The following is a 13,678-nucleotide window of genomic DNA, read 5'->3' as shown; positions in this document are numbered from 1 at the left end:
CGCGAACGCTCGCCGCACGGCACTCACCGAACGCAGTCACCGCATACACCCATCCAGTCTCGCGTGAGAGGAGCACTAGCGGGTGCATCTGTCGGGTCACGAGCGACACGTATTACTCTTGCCCCGACTGCCGACGTCACTCGTCTCCGTCGCCGTCCGTCGGGGTGTCGGAGGTGTCCGTCTCGTCGGAGGTGTCGGTGCCGCCGATGCCGTCCGTCGGCGCGTCCTCGTCGCTCCCCTGGGCGTCCTCCTCGCTCGGGTCGACCACCGGTTCGACCTGCGGGGCGTCGCGTTCCGTCACTCGAATGCCCTTCCCGGCGAGATGGCGCAACTGCTGGCGGGCGAAGTCCTCCTCGTTCGTCCCGCGCGTGGCGAGGACGTACATCAGCGCGCTCCCCACCGGGCGCATCGTCCGCCCCGCACGCTGTGCACCCTGTCGTCGGGAGCCGCCCAGTCCCGAGGCGACGATGGCCACCTCGGCGTTCGGCAGGTCGATGCCCTCGTCGCCGACCCGGGAGATGATGAGGGTGTCTCGCCGGTCGGTACGGAACTCGTCGAACAGCACCTGCCGACGGCGGTGGCGCATCTCGCCGGAGACGAACGGCAGGTCGAGCGCCTTCGAAAGCGCCTCGCCCTGGTCGAGGTAGTCGGCGAATATCAGCACCTTCGACCCGACGTGGTCCTCGAGGAGCGTCCGCACCGCCTCGACCTTGGCCGGGTTCGTCGCGGCGACCTGCCGGCGCTCGTGGCCGTGACTGGAGACGTACTCGTTGCGGGCGTACTCGTCGGCCCACGGGACGTAGCGAATCTCCACTTCCGGTTCGGCGACGAACCCGGCGTCGAACAGCGCCGCCCAGTCCGTCCCGATGGGCGGGCCGATGAGCGTGAAGATGTCGGCCTCGCGGTCGTCCTCCCGGATGGGCGTCGCCGAGAGGCCGAGCCGGTGTTTCGCCTGCAGGTCCGCGCTCCGACGAAACACGTTCGAGGGGACGTGGTGGACCTCGTCGTAGACGATGAGCCCCCACTCGCGGTCGTCGAACAGCGACCGGTGGCGGTCCATCCCGGCGGTCTGGTAGGTCGCGACGGTGACCGGACGGATGTTCTTCTCGCCGCCGTGATACTCGCCGATCTGGTCGCGCGAGAGGGACGTGTGGGTGAGCAGTTCCTCGTGCCACTGTCCGGCGAGGTCACGCGACGGGACGAGGACGAGCGTCTCGCCGCCGACGGCCGCCATCGCGCCCATCGCGGCGACGGTCTTGCCGCTGCCGGGCGGGCCGACGAAGACGCCCGAGTGTGCGGACTCGAAGCGCTCGACCCACGACCGCTGGTACTCCCGGAGGTCGAGTTCCACCTCGATGTCGAGCGGGTCGCCGGACTCCAGTTCCCGGTCGTCCTGGACCGGATAGCCCGCGTCGTAGAGGATGCGCTTTATCTCGCCGACGCGCTCGGAGGCGACCCACACCTCGGAGTCGCTGATGGGCGCGCGGACGTGCTCGCCCTGGTCGAGTCTCTGGAGTGCGACGTTGCCCATCAGGTCGTCGCTGGCCGCCCTGAGAACCGTGTAGCCGTCCTCGTGGGTCGCGAGCGTGAACTTGTGCGCCCGTCCCCACTGGCGCTCGACCCACTCTTCGAGGTGCGGCGACCGCTCTGGGAGGACGTCGCGCATCGTCCGCAGGAGGTCCTCCAGGTGGTCGTAGGGGGCCTGCCAGACGTCCTCCTCGCGGATGCGGTAGATGTAGGCGTCGCCCGAGGAGTCGACGAGGTGGGCGAACTGCGCGAGTTGCGCGCGGGTGAACTGCCGGGGGTGTTCGACGACCACCTCCCGCCGTTCGGGGAAGAGGATACGGTGTTCTCGGGAAGAGAGCGCCTCGATGTCGAGCGGATACCAGACCACCGGGTCGTCGGAGACGTCCGCACTGGCGATGCGGCCCGCGTCGGCGAGTGCGGCGAGTCGCTCGCTGGCCTCGGCGTGGGAGCACTCGAGGACGCGCGCGACCTGACTCGCCGTCACGACCGACCGACCGAGACGCTGGAGGGCGGACTGGAACTCGTCGAGCGAGAGCGAGGGCGAGGGCGACTCGTCTGTCACTACCAGCCGTTGGTCGGGGCTGCTCAAACCCGTTACGTCACGGAACGGGTCGGCCCCCGTCTCCTGTGCGAACTGGTCGCGTGGGGACAAGCTTCAAGACAGTAGGTGTGGTATGTGAGAGTATGCCAGACACGAAACGTGGTCGTGAGCGCAAAGGCCGTGGCAAGCGCCATCAGCTCAGAGAGGACCTGTACGACCGCGAACGCGATGCGCTCGATTCCGACGAGGAACTCGACTTCGACTCGTTGCTTGGCGAAGACCCGGAGAGCGACTCCCTTCTCGACGACTCGGTGCCGTCGGACGACTGACCGTCAGTCGACCTCTATCAGCATCGGGTTCGGCCGTCCACCGACCAGCGAGAGCGCCGCGAGCGCGTAGCACGGTGCCCCGGCGAACAGCGCGAAGAACACCACCGAGGCGACGGTCCGCCACGACAGCGAGGCGAACGCGTCCGCCGGCATCGGACCCAGCGCACCGAGGGGGACCGCGAGCGTGACCGCGAACGCCGCCGCGAGCGTGTAGCCCGCACCGAGCACCGTCGGCACCAGCGGTCCCCGCCCGTGCGCGTGGAGTCCGACCGCTCCCGCCAGGACGAGCGTGAGGACGAGCGCCCCCAGCGTGAACACCGACTCCGTCGCCACCGCGCCGAGGGTGGCGAACGTCGCGTGGAGTCCCACGATGGAGATGCCCAGCGGACGGAGGTACGGGCGGACGAACGTGTACCACGTCATCCGAACGTCACCCCGGTCGCGGCCAGTCGTGCCATACGCACACACGACGGGTTCGGGCACGCATAAACGTATCGTCGCCGGACACACTTTGTTCGGTGACACGACTGGTCAGTAGTTGGCGAACATCGGATTTCCCGGCCGACCTGCCGCCCGTTTCCCGGCCCGACCGGCCGGAGTTCCTCGACGGGTCCGCCGGGTTGCCTGGCGACTAACAACGCCTCCGATCTACTCCGCCGGAGCGCCGGTCAGACCGTCGTTATCGGCTGTGAGACCCGGTTAGGTCGATGCTACCCGATTGCATAGGCAGGCATAACAAAGACCCCTCGACACGTTGTCCTGAAATAATATGACCGCAACGTCCATCGCAATGGGTGGCGACCATCGCCAGCAGGTCGTACTCGCAGGTGAGTGGCCATGAACGCGACGCGCGACTCCCGGATGCCCGACTACGGCGAGATGCAGCGGGCCCTGCGCTTCCTCGCCCGCCGTCGCTCTGCGCTGCCCGACGTCGGCCCGATGTACGACGAGTAGACCGCCTCTTCTCCGAACGTTTCGCTGGCGAACGGTCGAAACGACAGTGGCGACAGTACACGAGAACAGCCGAAACGACGCTGTACTGCCCGCAGTCCGCAGGTGGATTCGCCGTCAGATGAGAGTCAGCAGTAGGGACTCGTCAGGTCGGTGTCCGCAAGGCGAGTGACTGTAGTGGGACGTCCACGCGTGCGACCGCCGCGGCTACGCGTCGTGGAGCAGTCGCGCCTCCCAGCGCGGTGCCGCGCGCCGAAGCGCCGCGAGGCCGACCACCGCCAGGAGGACGGACTCGGCCACGATACCGCCAGCGAGCGTCGCCGATAGCGGGAGGACGAGTCCCGCGACCAGCACTGGGACGAGCGCCACGACCACCGCGAGCGTGAACGCCGCGAACAGCACCGTGTCGAACAGGAACTCGTTGGGTTCGACGCCGGCCAGCAGCACCGTCAGGCCGAACAGGTACGCGGAGACGCCGCAGAACAGCACGCCGCCGACGAGCAGTTCGACGGGCGTGCCGCCGACGTACAGCGCCGTGACGAGGTAGCCGGCACCGCCGACGGGGAGCAACAGCGCGAACCCGCGCGCCTTCGCCCGGAACACGTCGGCGACGGAGAGCGGGAGCGTCCGGTACTCCGCCAGCGAGTCGAACTGCGTCAGCCAGTTGTACGTCGTGAACGCCGTCAGCGCGAGGATGGCACCGAGTGCGACCGGTGGTGCGGGCGGTTCGCCGACGACGCGACCGACGAGTTCGAGCAGTGCGACGGCGACGCCGGCGACGAGCGCCGTCGAGACGACCACCTTCGCGACGCCCCCGCCCGACCGGTGGAGTTCGAGCAGCGACCGGGCGGCGAGCGGGTCACCGAGTCGCGCCGAGAGCGCGTCGAACCGGTCGGTCGCGGTGCGCGCCTGCCGCTCGTCGTTCGGGTCGAACAGCAGCCAGCCGAGGAGGCCAGCGACGAGCACGGCGAACAGCGCGGCGACCGCCCGGAGCGGGTCGAACACCGCGAACACGCCGTACGGCGAGTACGCGACCAGCGGGAGGTCGAACCAGAGCGCGCCAGCGACTCCTGCGGTGGCGAGCGCGAGCACGGCCTTCCCGACGACGCCGCGGCGCGCGAGTCCGATGCCGACGAGCGTCGTCGACAGTCCGAGCGCGAACGTGCCCGCGAGCGAGACGAACAGGAGCGGCGAGCGGACGAGCAGGTCGGTCCGACCGGTCGCGACGCCGACGCCAGCGGCGGCGAGTGCCAGCGGCGCGAGGAACAGCAGCGAGTAGTAGAGCGCGTCCTTCACGAGGAACAGCGCGTAGAGGCGCCGTTCGGAGACCGGCAGCGTGCGACTCGACGAGAGCAGGAGCGTCACGTCCCCGAGCAGGCTGTCGAGCGCGTCCGAACTGACGAAGCCGATGGCACCCGTCTGGAGGCCGAAGACGAACACGAGCGCGTGGAGGCCCGCCAGCGTGTCGCCGAGCGGCGTGCCGACCGCCTGGAGCCCGTACAGCGCCGCCGCGCTCAGGACGGCCACGAACGCCGGGAACGCGGCGAATCGCTTCCCGCCGAACAGGTCGGCGTGGAGTCGCCACTCCTCGCGGAACAGCGCCCGGAGCAGGCTCTCCGACCGGAAGCCACCAGGGAGGACGTCGTCGGCCCGACCGCTGCTCACTGGACCGCCACCCCGTCGAGGAACGCGTCGAGCAGTCGCTCGTCGTCGTCATCGTCCGACGCAGGTCGCCGGTCCTCCGCGAGTCGGCCATCGCGGAGGATACCGACGCGCGTGCAGATCTCCTCGGCGACGTCGATGTGGTGGGTCGAGAGGAAGACGGTGTTGTCCTCGCGTGTGTACTCGACGAGGAACCGTTTCAGGCGCTCCTGCATCACCGGGTCGAGGTTCGCGAGCGGTTCGTCGATGAAGACGAGGTCGGGTTCGTGGAGGAACGAGGCGGTTATCATCACCTTCTGACGCTGACCGCGCGAGAGGTCGGTACAGAGCGTGTCGAGTTGCTCGCGGAAAGCGAACCGGGTCGTCCACCCGTCGATTCGCGCGGCGAGCGTCTCGTCGTCGATGTCGCGGACGCGGCCGACGAACGCGAAGTACTCGCGGGGCGTCATGAAGCTCGGCGGGTCCTCGCGTTCGGGGAGGACGCCGAGGTGGCGTCGCGTCTCGACGGGGTCCGCGCTCGGGTCCCGACCCAGCACCGACACCGACCCCTCGTCGGGGGTTCGTTGACCCGTCAGGAGTTTGATGGTCGTCGTCTTCCCCGCGCCGTTCGCGCCGAGGAAGCCGAACAGTTCGCCGCGGCCGACGGTCAGCGAGAGTCCGTCCAGCGCGACGACGTCACCGTATCGTTTGCTGACGCCGTCGACGACGACGGCGGGCGATTCGTTCTCGTCCATGTGTCGTTCATCGACCGGGACCTGTTGAATCTTTGCAACGGTGAGATTCGGGACGACTGCTACCTGCGCAGGAACCCGAGCAGTCGGTAGTCATCGTCGGGGTCGTAGCTCCGGAACAGCAGGCTGTTCGTGAGCACGCTCACGCTGGAGAACGCCATCGCACCCGCCGCGAGCACCGGCTGGAGCAGGCCGAGCGAGGCGAGCGGGATCATCGCCGTGTTGTAGCCCAGCGCCCAGAACAGGTTCTGCTTGATCTTGGCGAGCGTCCCCTCGGAGATACGGGTGGCGCGGACCACGTCCACCGGGTCGTCGCGCATCAGCGTCACGTCGGCCGCCTCGATGGCGACGTCGGTGCCCGACCCGATGGCGACGCCGACGAACGCGGCGGCCAGCGCGGGCGCGTCGTTGACGCCGTCGCCGACCATCATCGCCTTGCGGCCGTCGGACTGGATGTCCGAGACGGCGTCGGCCTTGTCGCCGGGGAGCACCTCGGCACGGACGTTCTCGGGGTCGATGCCTACCTCCTCGGCCACCGCGCGGGCCGTCCGCTCGTTGTCGCCGGTGATGAGCCAGACGTCGGTTCCGCGCTCGCGGAGCGTTCGCACCGCCTCCGCCGAGGTGGCCTTCACCGTGTCGGCGTTGGCGAGGACGCCGACGACCTCGCCCTCGCTCGTGCCCGTCGGCGCGCTCGCGACGAACATCGCCGTCTTCCCCTCCGATTCGAGGCGCTCTGCGGTCTCCTCCGCGGGACCGACGTCGACATCGGCCTCCGAGAGGAGCGTCCGGTTCCCGACCAGCACCTCGCGGCCATCGACGGTGGCGCGGACGCCCTGACCGGGGACGTTCTCGAACGATTCGGGCGAGACGAGGTCGAGACCGCGCTCCTCGGCACCCTCGACGATGGCCCGTGCGAGCGGGTGTTCGCTGTCTCGTTCGGCGCTGGCTGCGAGGCGGAGCACGCCGTCCTCGTCGAGCGACTCCTCGTCGTACTGGAGTTCGCCGCCGTCGGCGCGCGGGCCGACGCTCACCACGTCGGTGAGTTCCATCTCGCCGTTGGTGAGCGTCCCCGTCTTGTCGAAGACGACGGTGTCGACGTCGCGGACGCGTTCGAGCACGTCGCCGCCCTCGAACAGGACGCCGTTCTGCGCGCCGATGGTGGTCCCGACCATCGTCGCGGCGGGCGTGGCCAGCCCCAGCGCACAGGGACAGGCGATGAGCACCGCGCTCGCGAAGACGACGACGGAGAACTCGAACACGGAGATGGTGCCGCCCGCGGCCGCGGGGCCACCGGCGACCAGTCCCCACATCGGGAGCGCGCCGACGAAGCCGGCGAGCGCCTCGGGGAAGAGGAACCACACCGCGGCCCAGAACAGCGCGTTCAGGATGACGGCGGGGACGAAGTAGGCGCTGATGCGGTCGGCGACGCGCTGGATGTCGGGCTGTCGGGACTGGGCCTCGCGGACCTGCGCGACGATCTGCTGGAGCGCCGTGTCCCGGCCGACCTTCGTCGCGCGGACGACGAGCGCGCCGTTCTGGTTGACCGTCGCCCCGACCACGTCGTCGCCCGGGGACTTCTCGACGGGGACCGACTCGCCGGTGACCATCGACTCGTCGACGGCCGACTCGCCCTCGACGACGACGCCGTCGGTCGGCACCTTCTCCCCGGGCCGGACCTTCAGGTGGTCGCCCGCCTCCACCTCGTCGAGTGGGACCTCCCGCTCGTCGGTGGCTCCCGACTCCTCGGAGTAGTCGACGGCGGTCGCCGTGTCGGCCTCCAGTTCGAGCAGGTGCTTCAGCGCAGCACCGGCCTGGCTCTTCGAACGGGCTTCGAGGTAGTTGCCCAGCGTGATGAACACGAGGATGAGCGCGGCGGTGTCGAAGTAGAGGCCCGCCTGCGCGATGAGTCCCGCCAGCGCCGCGACGGAGTAGAGGTACGCCGTCGAGGAGCCGAGTGCGATGAGCACGTCCATGTTCGCCGTGCGGTTCCTGACGACCGCCTTGTAGGAGTTGACGTAGAACTCGCGGCCGAGGACGACCTGGACGGGCGTCGCCAGCGCGAACGCGACCCACCCCATCGCGAGGTCGGTTCCCGGAATCGTCTCGGGGAGCGTCCCGGGCGCGAGCAGTTCGACGACCATCATCGCGAGCAGCGGCAGGGACAGGGCCGTCCCGAACAGCACGAGGTTCCGCTGGCGGTGCAGCTCCTCGCGGCGGGCGGCGTCGGCCCGGCTCTCGCCGTCGCCGCTGCCCTCACCGGCCTCCGTATCGCCGTCGGCGTCGTCCCGGACCGGCGAGTACCCGGCCCGCTCGACGGCGTCGTAGAGGTCCGAGCGCGTCGCCTCCTCCGGGTTGTACCGGACGCGACCCTCGTCGGTGGCGAAGTTGACGTCCGCCGATATAACGCCCGGCGTGTCCAGCAGCGACTCGCCGACGGTCTGCGAGCAGTTCGCACAGGACATGTCCGTCACGGTGATGGCGAGCGTGTCGTCGACGGCTCCGTACCCCGCGTCGTCGATAGCGTCGTAGATAGCAGCGAGCGTCGTGACCTCGGGGTCGTACTCCACCGTCCCCTCGTCGGTGGCGAAGTTGACGTTCGCCTCCCGTACCCCCTCCAGCGATTCGAGTGCCTCGGTCACCGTCGACGAGCAGTTCGCACAGCTCATCCCGGTTATCGCGAGGCGTTCCCGGCGGTAGCTCATGTCTAAAGTTACGTGCTCGCTATTCAACCGGGTTGTGCCTTCGAATACGTCGCCATCCTGGTCGCTGACTTTGACTCCGAAAGCTATTCGGCGAACTCGATGGCCAAGACTCAAGTTCGACGGGCTAGTAGGGCCACTCGTGACGACGACACTCTCCGTCTCCGGGATGAGTTGCGGTCACTGTGAACAGAGCGTGGAGGACGCGCTCGAATCGGTCTCGGGCGTCGACTCCGCGACCGCCGACGAGAGCGAGGGAACGGCGACCGTCGACGGCGATGCCGAGTTGGACGACCTCGTCGCCGCGGTCGAGGACGCTGGTTACGAGGCGAGCGCGTAGGCCCCACGACGGCCGCTCGGCCGCCCTAGCGTCTGTTCCTCCTCCTATCCACCCGTTCTTACGTCCCCGCCTCCAGTTCCTCGTACCGCTTCTCGAACCGCCCCGCACACGACGAACAGCAGAAGTGGTAGGTGTCCTCGCCGAGCGTCAGCGTATCGCCTTCGGCGGTGACCGTGTTGCCACACTCCGCGCACTCGGGGGCGAACTCCGCCGCGCCGATGCCCGGCGACCACGACGACGCGGTGAGCAGCGAGACGTCCAGCGACCGCACCGCGCCGAAGTCGATGGTCTCCGCGAGGTAGTTGCGGACGTCGTTGTCCGGGACGCGGAGCGTGACGACCAGCGACCCCTCGGCCGTCGTGAAGACGTGTTCGACGGCCTCGTCACCGACGAGTGCGGCGCGGGTCGTCTCGACGGCGTTGGGTTCGAGGTCCAGCGTGGCGAGCACAGAGACGCCGTCGCGGAGTTTCGACCGGTCGACGTCCGCGGTGAACCGACGGACGATACCCCAGTCACGCAGGCGAGAGACGCGGTCGGACACGGCCGGCGGCGAGAGGTCCACCACGTCTGCTATCTCGCTGTAGGGCCTCCGACCGTCCTCGACCAGGAGTCGCAGGATGGTCCGGTCGGTGTCGTCGAGGTCGGGCATACTCGCTCGTACTGGCTTTGGCATCAACAGTGTTTCGGCCCGTTCGGTTTGGTTTCGAACCATTCGCCGTCGAGGAACCGTTCGCCGACTCGACGGTCGATCCATCGGTCGTTCCAGTTCTCGGCAGACGGTCTCTGCCCGCCTCTATCTCCCGTCTACCCGGAGTTCTGCAGCGCCCTCATCTCGCCCGGTCGTCGTCCTCTCCGTCGTCGAGTTCGGCGTCACCGCCGTCGTTACCGTCTCGCTCGTCGCCGTCCACGTCGACGCCGTAGTCCTCGCGAGCCGCCTCGGGGGAGACCTTCCCCCGGCGCACGTCGCGGCGGACCGCCTCCGGGTCGCGCTCTTCGACCGGTCCGTACCCGCCAGCGCCCGGCGTCCGGATGCTGACGGTCGAGTCCGGCGGGAGGTCGCGTGTCGTCTTCCCCGGCAACGGCTCTTCCTCACCGTCGGCGTCGGAGAGGACCGCGCTCCCGGTCGAACCGGGGTCGCCGCCAGCGACGCCGTAGGGCCGGTGGGTCCGACGGTCGGCGAGCAGGCTGAACGTCGCGGTGTGGTCACGGACGGTGATGTCCCGCCGGAGGCCGAGGCCGCCGCGGAACTCGCCGGGGCCGCCGGAGTCCCGCCGGAACTCGTAGCGGTCGACCCGGAGCGGGTAGGCCGTCTCCAGCACCTCGACGGGCGTGTTCATCGTGTTGCTCATGTGGACGTGGACGCCGTCCATGCCGTCTTTTCCGGCACGACCGCCGAAGCCGCCGCCCTGCGTCTCGTAGAACGCGTAGGGCGACCCCGCGTCGGGCGTCGCCTCCTCGGTCCCGGCTTCGGTCGCGCTGGCGGACTCACTCCGACTCCCGCGAGGGTCGACACCCCCGAACGTGACGTTGTTCATCGTCCCCTGACTCGCGCCCGTGACGCGTTCGGGGACCGCCTCCGCGAACGCCCCGAGGACCACGTCGGTCACGCGCTGGGACGTCTCCAGGTTCCCGCCGACGACCGCCGCGGGGGGCCGCGGGTTGACGACGGTCCCCTCGGGTGCGTCGACCGTGATGGGCCGATAGCAACCCCTGTTCGGCGGTATCGTCGGGTCGGTGACACAGCGGATGGCGTAGTACGTCGCCGACGTGGTGACCGCGAGGACGGCGTTGATGGGACCCGCGGTCTGGGGCGCGGTCCCGTCGAAGTCGACGGTGACCGAGTCGCCGTCGACCGTGACCGCGGCCCGTACGGGCAGGTCCTCGTTGCCCTGCCCGTCGTCGTCGAGGATGTCCTCGAACGCGTAGGTACCGTCCGGGAGGTCCTCGATCTCGGCGCGCATCCGGCGCTCGGAGTAGTCCTGAATCTCGCCGAGCACCTCGGCGACCGTCTCCCAGCCGTACGTCCCGACGAGGTCCTCGAACCGGTCGACGGCGGTCTGGTTGGCCGCCTCCTGCGCTCGCAGGTCGCCACGACGCTCGTCGGGCGTGCGGACGTTTGCGAGAATCATGTCGAAGACGGCCTCGTTCGGGTCGCCGCCGTCGAACAGCTTCACCGGCGGGATACGGATGCCCTCCTGGAATATCTCGGTGGAGTCGGCGGCGACGCTGCCCGCGCGTGCGCCGCCCACGTCGGCGTGGTGGGCGCGGTTGGCCGCGAACGCCACCACCTCGCCGTCGTGGAAGATGGGCGTGACGAGCGTGAGGTCGGGGAGGTGCGCGCCGCCGCGGTACGGGTCGTTGAGCAGGACGGCGTCGCCCGGTTCGAGCGTCTCGGGCGGGAACCGCTCGACCGCCGCCGCGACGGAGAACGGCATCGCGCCGAGGTGGACGGGCATGTTCTCGGCCTGCGCTATCATCTCGCCGTCGCCGTCGAACAGCGCACACGAGCAGTCCCGCCGCTCCTTGATGTTCGGCGAGTAGCTGGTCCGAATCAGGTTGGCGTTCATCTCCTCGCAGAGCGCCTCGCAGGCGTTCCGGACGACTTCCAGCGTGACGGAGTCGACCATCAGTCGCTCACCGCCACGACGATGCTGCCGTACTCGTCGACGGTCGCGCTGGTGTCCGGCCTGACGACGGTCGTGCTCCCCGCGCCCTCGACGACTGCCGGGCCGTCGAACGACGACTCGGTGGGCAGGGACTCGCGGTCGTAGACGGGCGTCTCGACGAACTCGCCGTCGAACAGCACGGGCCGACGTTCCCGGCGGGCGTCGGCGACCGACCCCGCCGTCGAGGCGGGTCTGAGGTCCGGCGTCTCGACGAGGCCGCGCGCACGCACCCGAATCGTGACCAGTTCGACCGGTTCGTCGGTGTAGGCGTGGCCGTAGCGCTGGCGGTGCCGGTCGTGGAACCGCTCGACGACCGTCTCCAGCGTCGCCGCGTCGACGTCACCCTCCGGCACCGGTACCTGCAGTTCGAACGACTGGCCGGCGTAGCGCAGGTCGAGCGAGCGCTCGAACCGCATCCGCTCGGGGACGAGACCCTCCTCGTCGAGTCTCGACTCACCGCGCTCGCGGAACTCGGCGAACGACTCGGCGAGCGACTCGTGGTCGACCTCGTCCCACGGTCGCACGCGGGAGACGCTGTAGTCGTAGAGGACGTCGCTGATGAGCAACCCGAGTGCAGAGAGGACGCCCGCCGTGCGCGGGACGACGACGCGAGGCACGTCCAGCGACTCGGCGAGTCTGGTCGCGTGGAGCGGCCCGGCACCGCCGAACGCCACGATGCTGAACTCGCGGGGGTCGTAGCCGCGCTCGACCGAGACGACCCGCAGCGCGCGCTCCATGTTCGCGTTGGCCACGTCGAGGATGCCCTGCGCCGCCTCGTCGACGGTGGTCCCGAGCGGGTCGGCGAGGCGCTCTTCGACGACCGTCCGCACGTCCTCGACGGTCGTGTCGTCGGCCGAGGCGAGGAAGCCAGCCGGGTCGAGGCGGCCGAGCAGGAGGTGGGCGTCGGTGATGGTCGGCTCGGTCCCGCCGCGTCCGTAGCAGACCGGACCGGGGTCCGCGCCAGCAGAGCGCGGGCCGACGCGGAGCGCACCGCCCGCGTCGAGCCAGCCGATAGAGCCGCCACCCGAGCCGACCGTGTGGACGTCGACCATCGGGACGCTGACGGGGTAGTCGCCGACGTGGACGTCCGTCGAGACGAGCGGGTCGCCGCCCTCGACGAGCGAGACGTCACACGACGTCCCGCCCATGTCCATCGTGACGATGTCCTCGACGCCGCTCAGGCCCGCGACGTAGGCCGCACCCTGGACGCCGCCCGCCGGCCCGGAGAGCAGCGTGTTGACCGGCCGTTCCCGAGCGACGTCGGCCGTGATGATACCGCCGTTCGACTGGAGAATCTTCAGTTCGGCCGGGACGCCCTGGTCGGCGACGCTCCCCTCCAGTCGGCCGATGTAGCGGTCCATCACCGGTTTGAGCGCGGCGTTCAGCGAGGTGGCGAGCGTCCGTTCGTACTCGCGTATCTCGGGGAGCACCTCGCAGGACAGCGACGTGGCCGCGTCGACGCCTGCGTCGTCCAGCATCTCCCGCACCCGGCGCTCGTGGTCGTCGTTCTCGAAGGAGTGGAGCAGACAGACCGCGACGCTCTCTGCGTCCGTCGCCTGGAGGTCCTCGGCGAGCGACCGAACGCTCGCCTCGTCGAGGTCGGTCAGTACTTCGCCGCGTTCGTCGAGGCGTTCGACCACCTCGTAGCGCCGGTCGCGCTCGACGACCGGGGTCGGCTTCTCGGCCTGAAAGTCGTAGATGTCGGGGCGGGCCTGTCGCCCGATTTCGAGCACGTCCCGGAACCCCGCGGTCGTCACGAGTGCGGTGTCCGCCCACTCCCCTTCGAGGACGGCGTTGGTCGCCACCGTCGTCCCGTGGCCGAAGAACGCGACGCGTTCGGGGTCGAGGCCGTCGTTCGCTCGCGCCTCCTCGATGCCCGCGACGACGCCCTCGTCGGGCGATTCGGGCGTCGAGGGGGTCTTGCGGACCCTGACGGTGCCGTCGCGTATCGTGACGAGGTCGGTGAACGTCCCGCCGACGTCGACGCCGACCCGAGTGTCCCCAGCGCCGGTGCGCTCACTCATCGGACGGTACCACCTGCCCTCCGGTCGTTCGCTCGACGACCGCACCCACCGTCGTGTACCCCACGCTCATTGCTCGGTCACGTATGGTCACAGCACACACGATGTGACCATTGGCGTTCCGGTACGGCGTCCCAGGGAGCGTCGAACCACCCCCGGGGGAGGGGTCACCGACGCACGGAGACAGTAGACTGCTTCGACGCGCCGACGG

The 13,678-nt window shown here is 69.5% G+C and carries 10 protein-coding genes; 2 read left to right on the top strand and 8 right to left on the bottom strand.

Annotation, left to right across the window (positions count from 1 at the left end; translation table 11 throughout):
• Nucleotides 1–136: 136 nt before the first annotated feature.
• Nucleotides 137–2,095, bottom strand: coding sequence for a DEAD/DEAH box helicase (locus tag MX571_RS12410; RefSeq protein WP_379751952.1), 1,959 nt, complete (start codon nt 2,093–2,095; stop codon nt 137–139).
• 116 nt (nt 2,096–2,211) lie between these two features.
• Here MX571_RS12410 and MX571_RS12405 point away from each other — a divergent pair, with 116 nt between their 5' ends.
• The gene (locus MX571_RS12405; protein ID WP_247417131.1) at nt 2,212–2,397 is read left to right on the top strand and encodes a hypothetical protein; all 186 of its coding nucleotides are present in this window, start codon (nt 2,212–2,214) and stop codon (nt 2,395–2,397) included.
• 3 nt (nt 2,398–2,400) lie between these two features.
• On the opposite strand, the gene MX571_RS12400 is transcribed toward MX571_RS12405, so the two are convergent.
• The 4 genes from MX571_RS12400 to MX571_RS12385 form a co-directional block, all read right to left on the bottom strand.
• Entirely contained in the window at nt 2,401–2,820 is a 420-nt protein-coding gene (locus MX571_RS12400; protein WP_247417130.1) for a hypothetical protein, read from the bottom strand.
• Nucleotides 2,821–3,555: 735 nt separating this feature from the next.
• A complete protein-coding gene (locus MX571_RS12395; RefSeq protein WP_247417128.1) occupies nt 3,556–5,013 on the bottom strand; it encodes a hypothetical protein in 1,458 nt (485 codons plus the stop codon).
• Nucleotides 5,010–5,744, bottom strand: a complete 735-nt coding sequence (locus tag MX571_RS12390) for an ABC transporter ATP-binding protein (RefSeq protein WP_247417127.1) — start codon at nt 5,742–5,744, stop codon at nt 5,010–5,012. The genes MX571_RS12395 and MX571_RS12390 overlap by 4 nt, the downstream gene beginning before the upstream one ends.
• Before the next feature lie 59 nt (nt 5,745–5,803).
• Nucleotides 5,804–8,443, bottom strand: coding sequence for a heavy metal translocating P-type ATPase (locus MX571_RS12385; protein WP_247417122.1), 2,640 nt, complete (start codon nt 8,441–8,443; stop codon nt 5,804–5,806).
• 139 nt (nt 8,444–8,582) lie between these two features.
• On the opposite strand from MX571_RS12385, the gene MX571_RS12380 reads away from it, so the two are divergent.
• The gene (locus MX571_RS12380; RefSeq protein WP_368409020.1) at nt 8,583–8,780 is read left to right on the top strand and encodes a heavy-metal-associated domain-containing protein; all 198 of its coding nucleotides are present in this window, start codon (nt 8,583–8,585) and stop codon (nt 8,778–8,780) included.
• Between the two features lie 58 nt (nt 8,781–8,838).
• Here the strand turns inward: MX571_RS12380 and MX571_RS12375 are convergent, their stop codons facing one another.
• From MX571_RS12375 to MX571_RS12365, 3 genes are all read right to left on the bottom strand, one after another.
• Nucleotides 8,839–9,429 carry an AsnC family transcriptional regulator gene (locus tag MX571_RS12375; RefSeq protein WP_247417120.1) on the bottom strand — a complete coding sequence of 197 codons (591 nt, stop codon included), beginning with the start codon at nt 9,427–9,429 and terminating at the stop codon, nt 8,839–8,841.
• Nucleotides 9,430–9,607: 178 nt separating this feature from the next.
• Complete coding sequence (locus MX571_RS12370; RefSeq protein ID WP_247417117.1) at nt 9,608–11,407, bottom strand: hydantoinase B/oxoprolinase family protein; 1,800 nt, start codon at nt 11,405–11,407, stop codon at nt 9,608–9,610.
• Nucleotides 11,407–13,470: a hydantoinase/oxoprolinase family protein gene (locus MX571_RS12365; protein ID WP_247417114.1), complete on the bottom strand. Its 2,064-nt coding sequence runs from the start codon at nt 13,468–13,470 to the stop codon at nt 11,407–11,409. The genes MX571_RS12370 and MX571_RS12365 overlap by 1 nt, the downstream gene beginning before the upstream one ends.
• Nucleotides 13,471–13,678: the final 208 nt, after the last annotated feature.

It is taken from the genome of Halomarina salina (assembly GCF_023074835.1).
In the GTDB taxonomy this organism is placed as follows: Archaea; Halobacteriota; Halobacteria; order Halobacteriales; family Haloarculaceae; genus Halomarina; species Halomarina salina.
The sequence above is the reverse complement of the archived record's forward strand: the minus strand, read 5'-3'. Positions and strand labels throughout refer to the sequence as shown.

Excerpts from the sequence above, each read along its gene's own strand:
- MX571_RS12405 (WP_247417131.1), top strand. The coding sequence starts at position 2,212 with ATGCCAGACACGAAACGTGGTCGTGAGCGCAAAGGCCGTGGCAAGCGC.
- MX571_RS12400 (WP_247417130.1), bottom strand. The coding sequence starts at position 2,820 with ATGACGTGGTACACGTTCGTCCGCCCGTACCTCCGTCCGCTGGGCATC.
- MX571_RS12390 (WP_247417127.1), bottom strand. The coding sequence starts at position 5,744 with ATGGACGAGAACGAATCGCCCGCCGTCGTCGTCGACGGCGTCAGCAAA.
- MX571_RS12385 (WP_247417122.1), bottom strand. The coding sequence starts at position 8,443 with ATGAGCTACCGCCGGGAACGCCTCGCGATAACCGGGATGAGCTGTGCG.
- MX571_RS12375 (WP_247417120.1), bottom strand. The coding sequence starts at position 9,429 with ATGCCCGACCTCGACGACACCGACCGGACCATCCTGCGACTCCTGGTC.
- MX571_RS12370 (WP_247417117.1), bottom strand. The coding sequence starts at position 11,407 with ATGGTCGACTCCGTCACGCTGGAAGTCGTCCGGAACGCCTGCGAGGCG.
- MX571_RS12365 (WP_247417114.1), bottom strand. The coding sequence starts at position 13,470 with ATGAGTGAGCGCACCGGCGCTGGGGACACTCGGGTCGGCGTCGACGTC.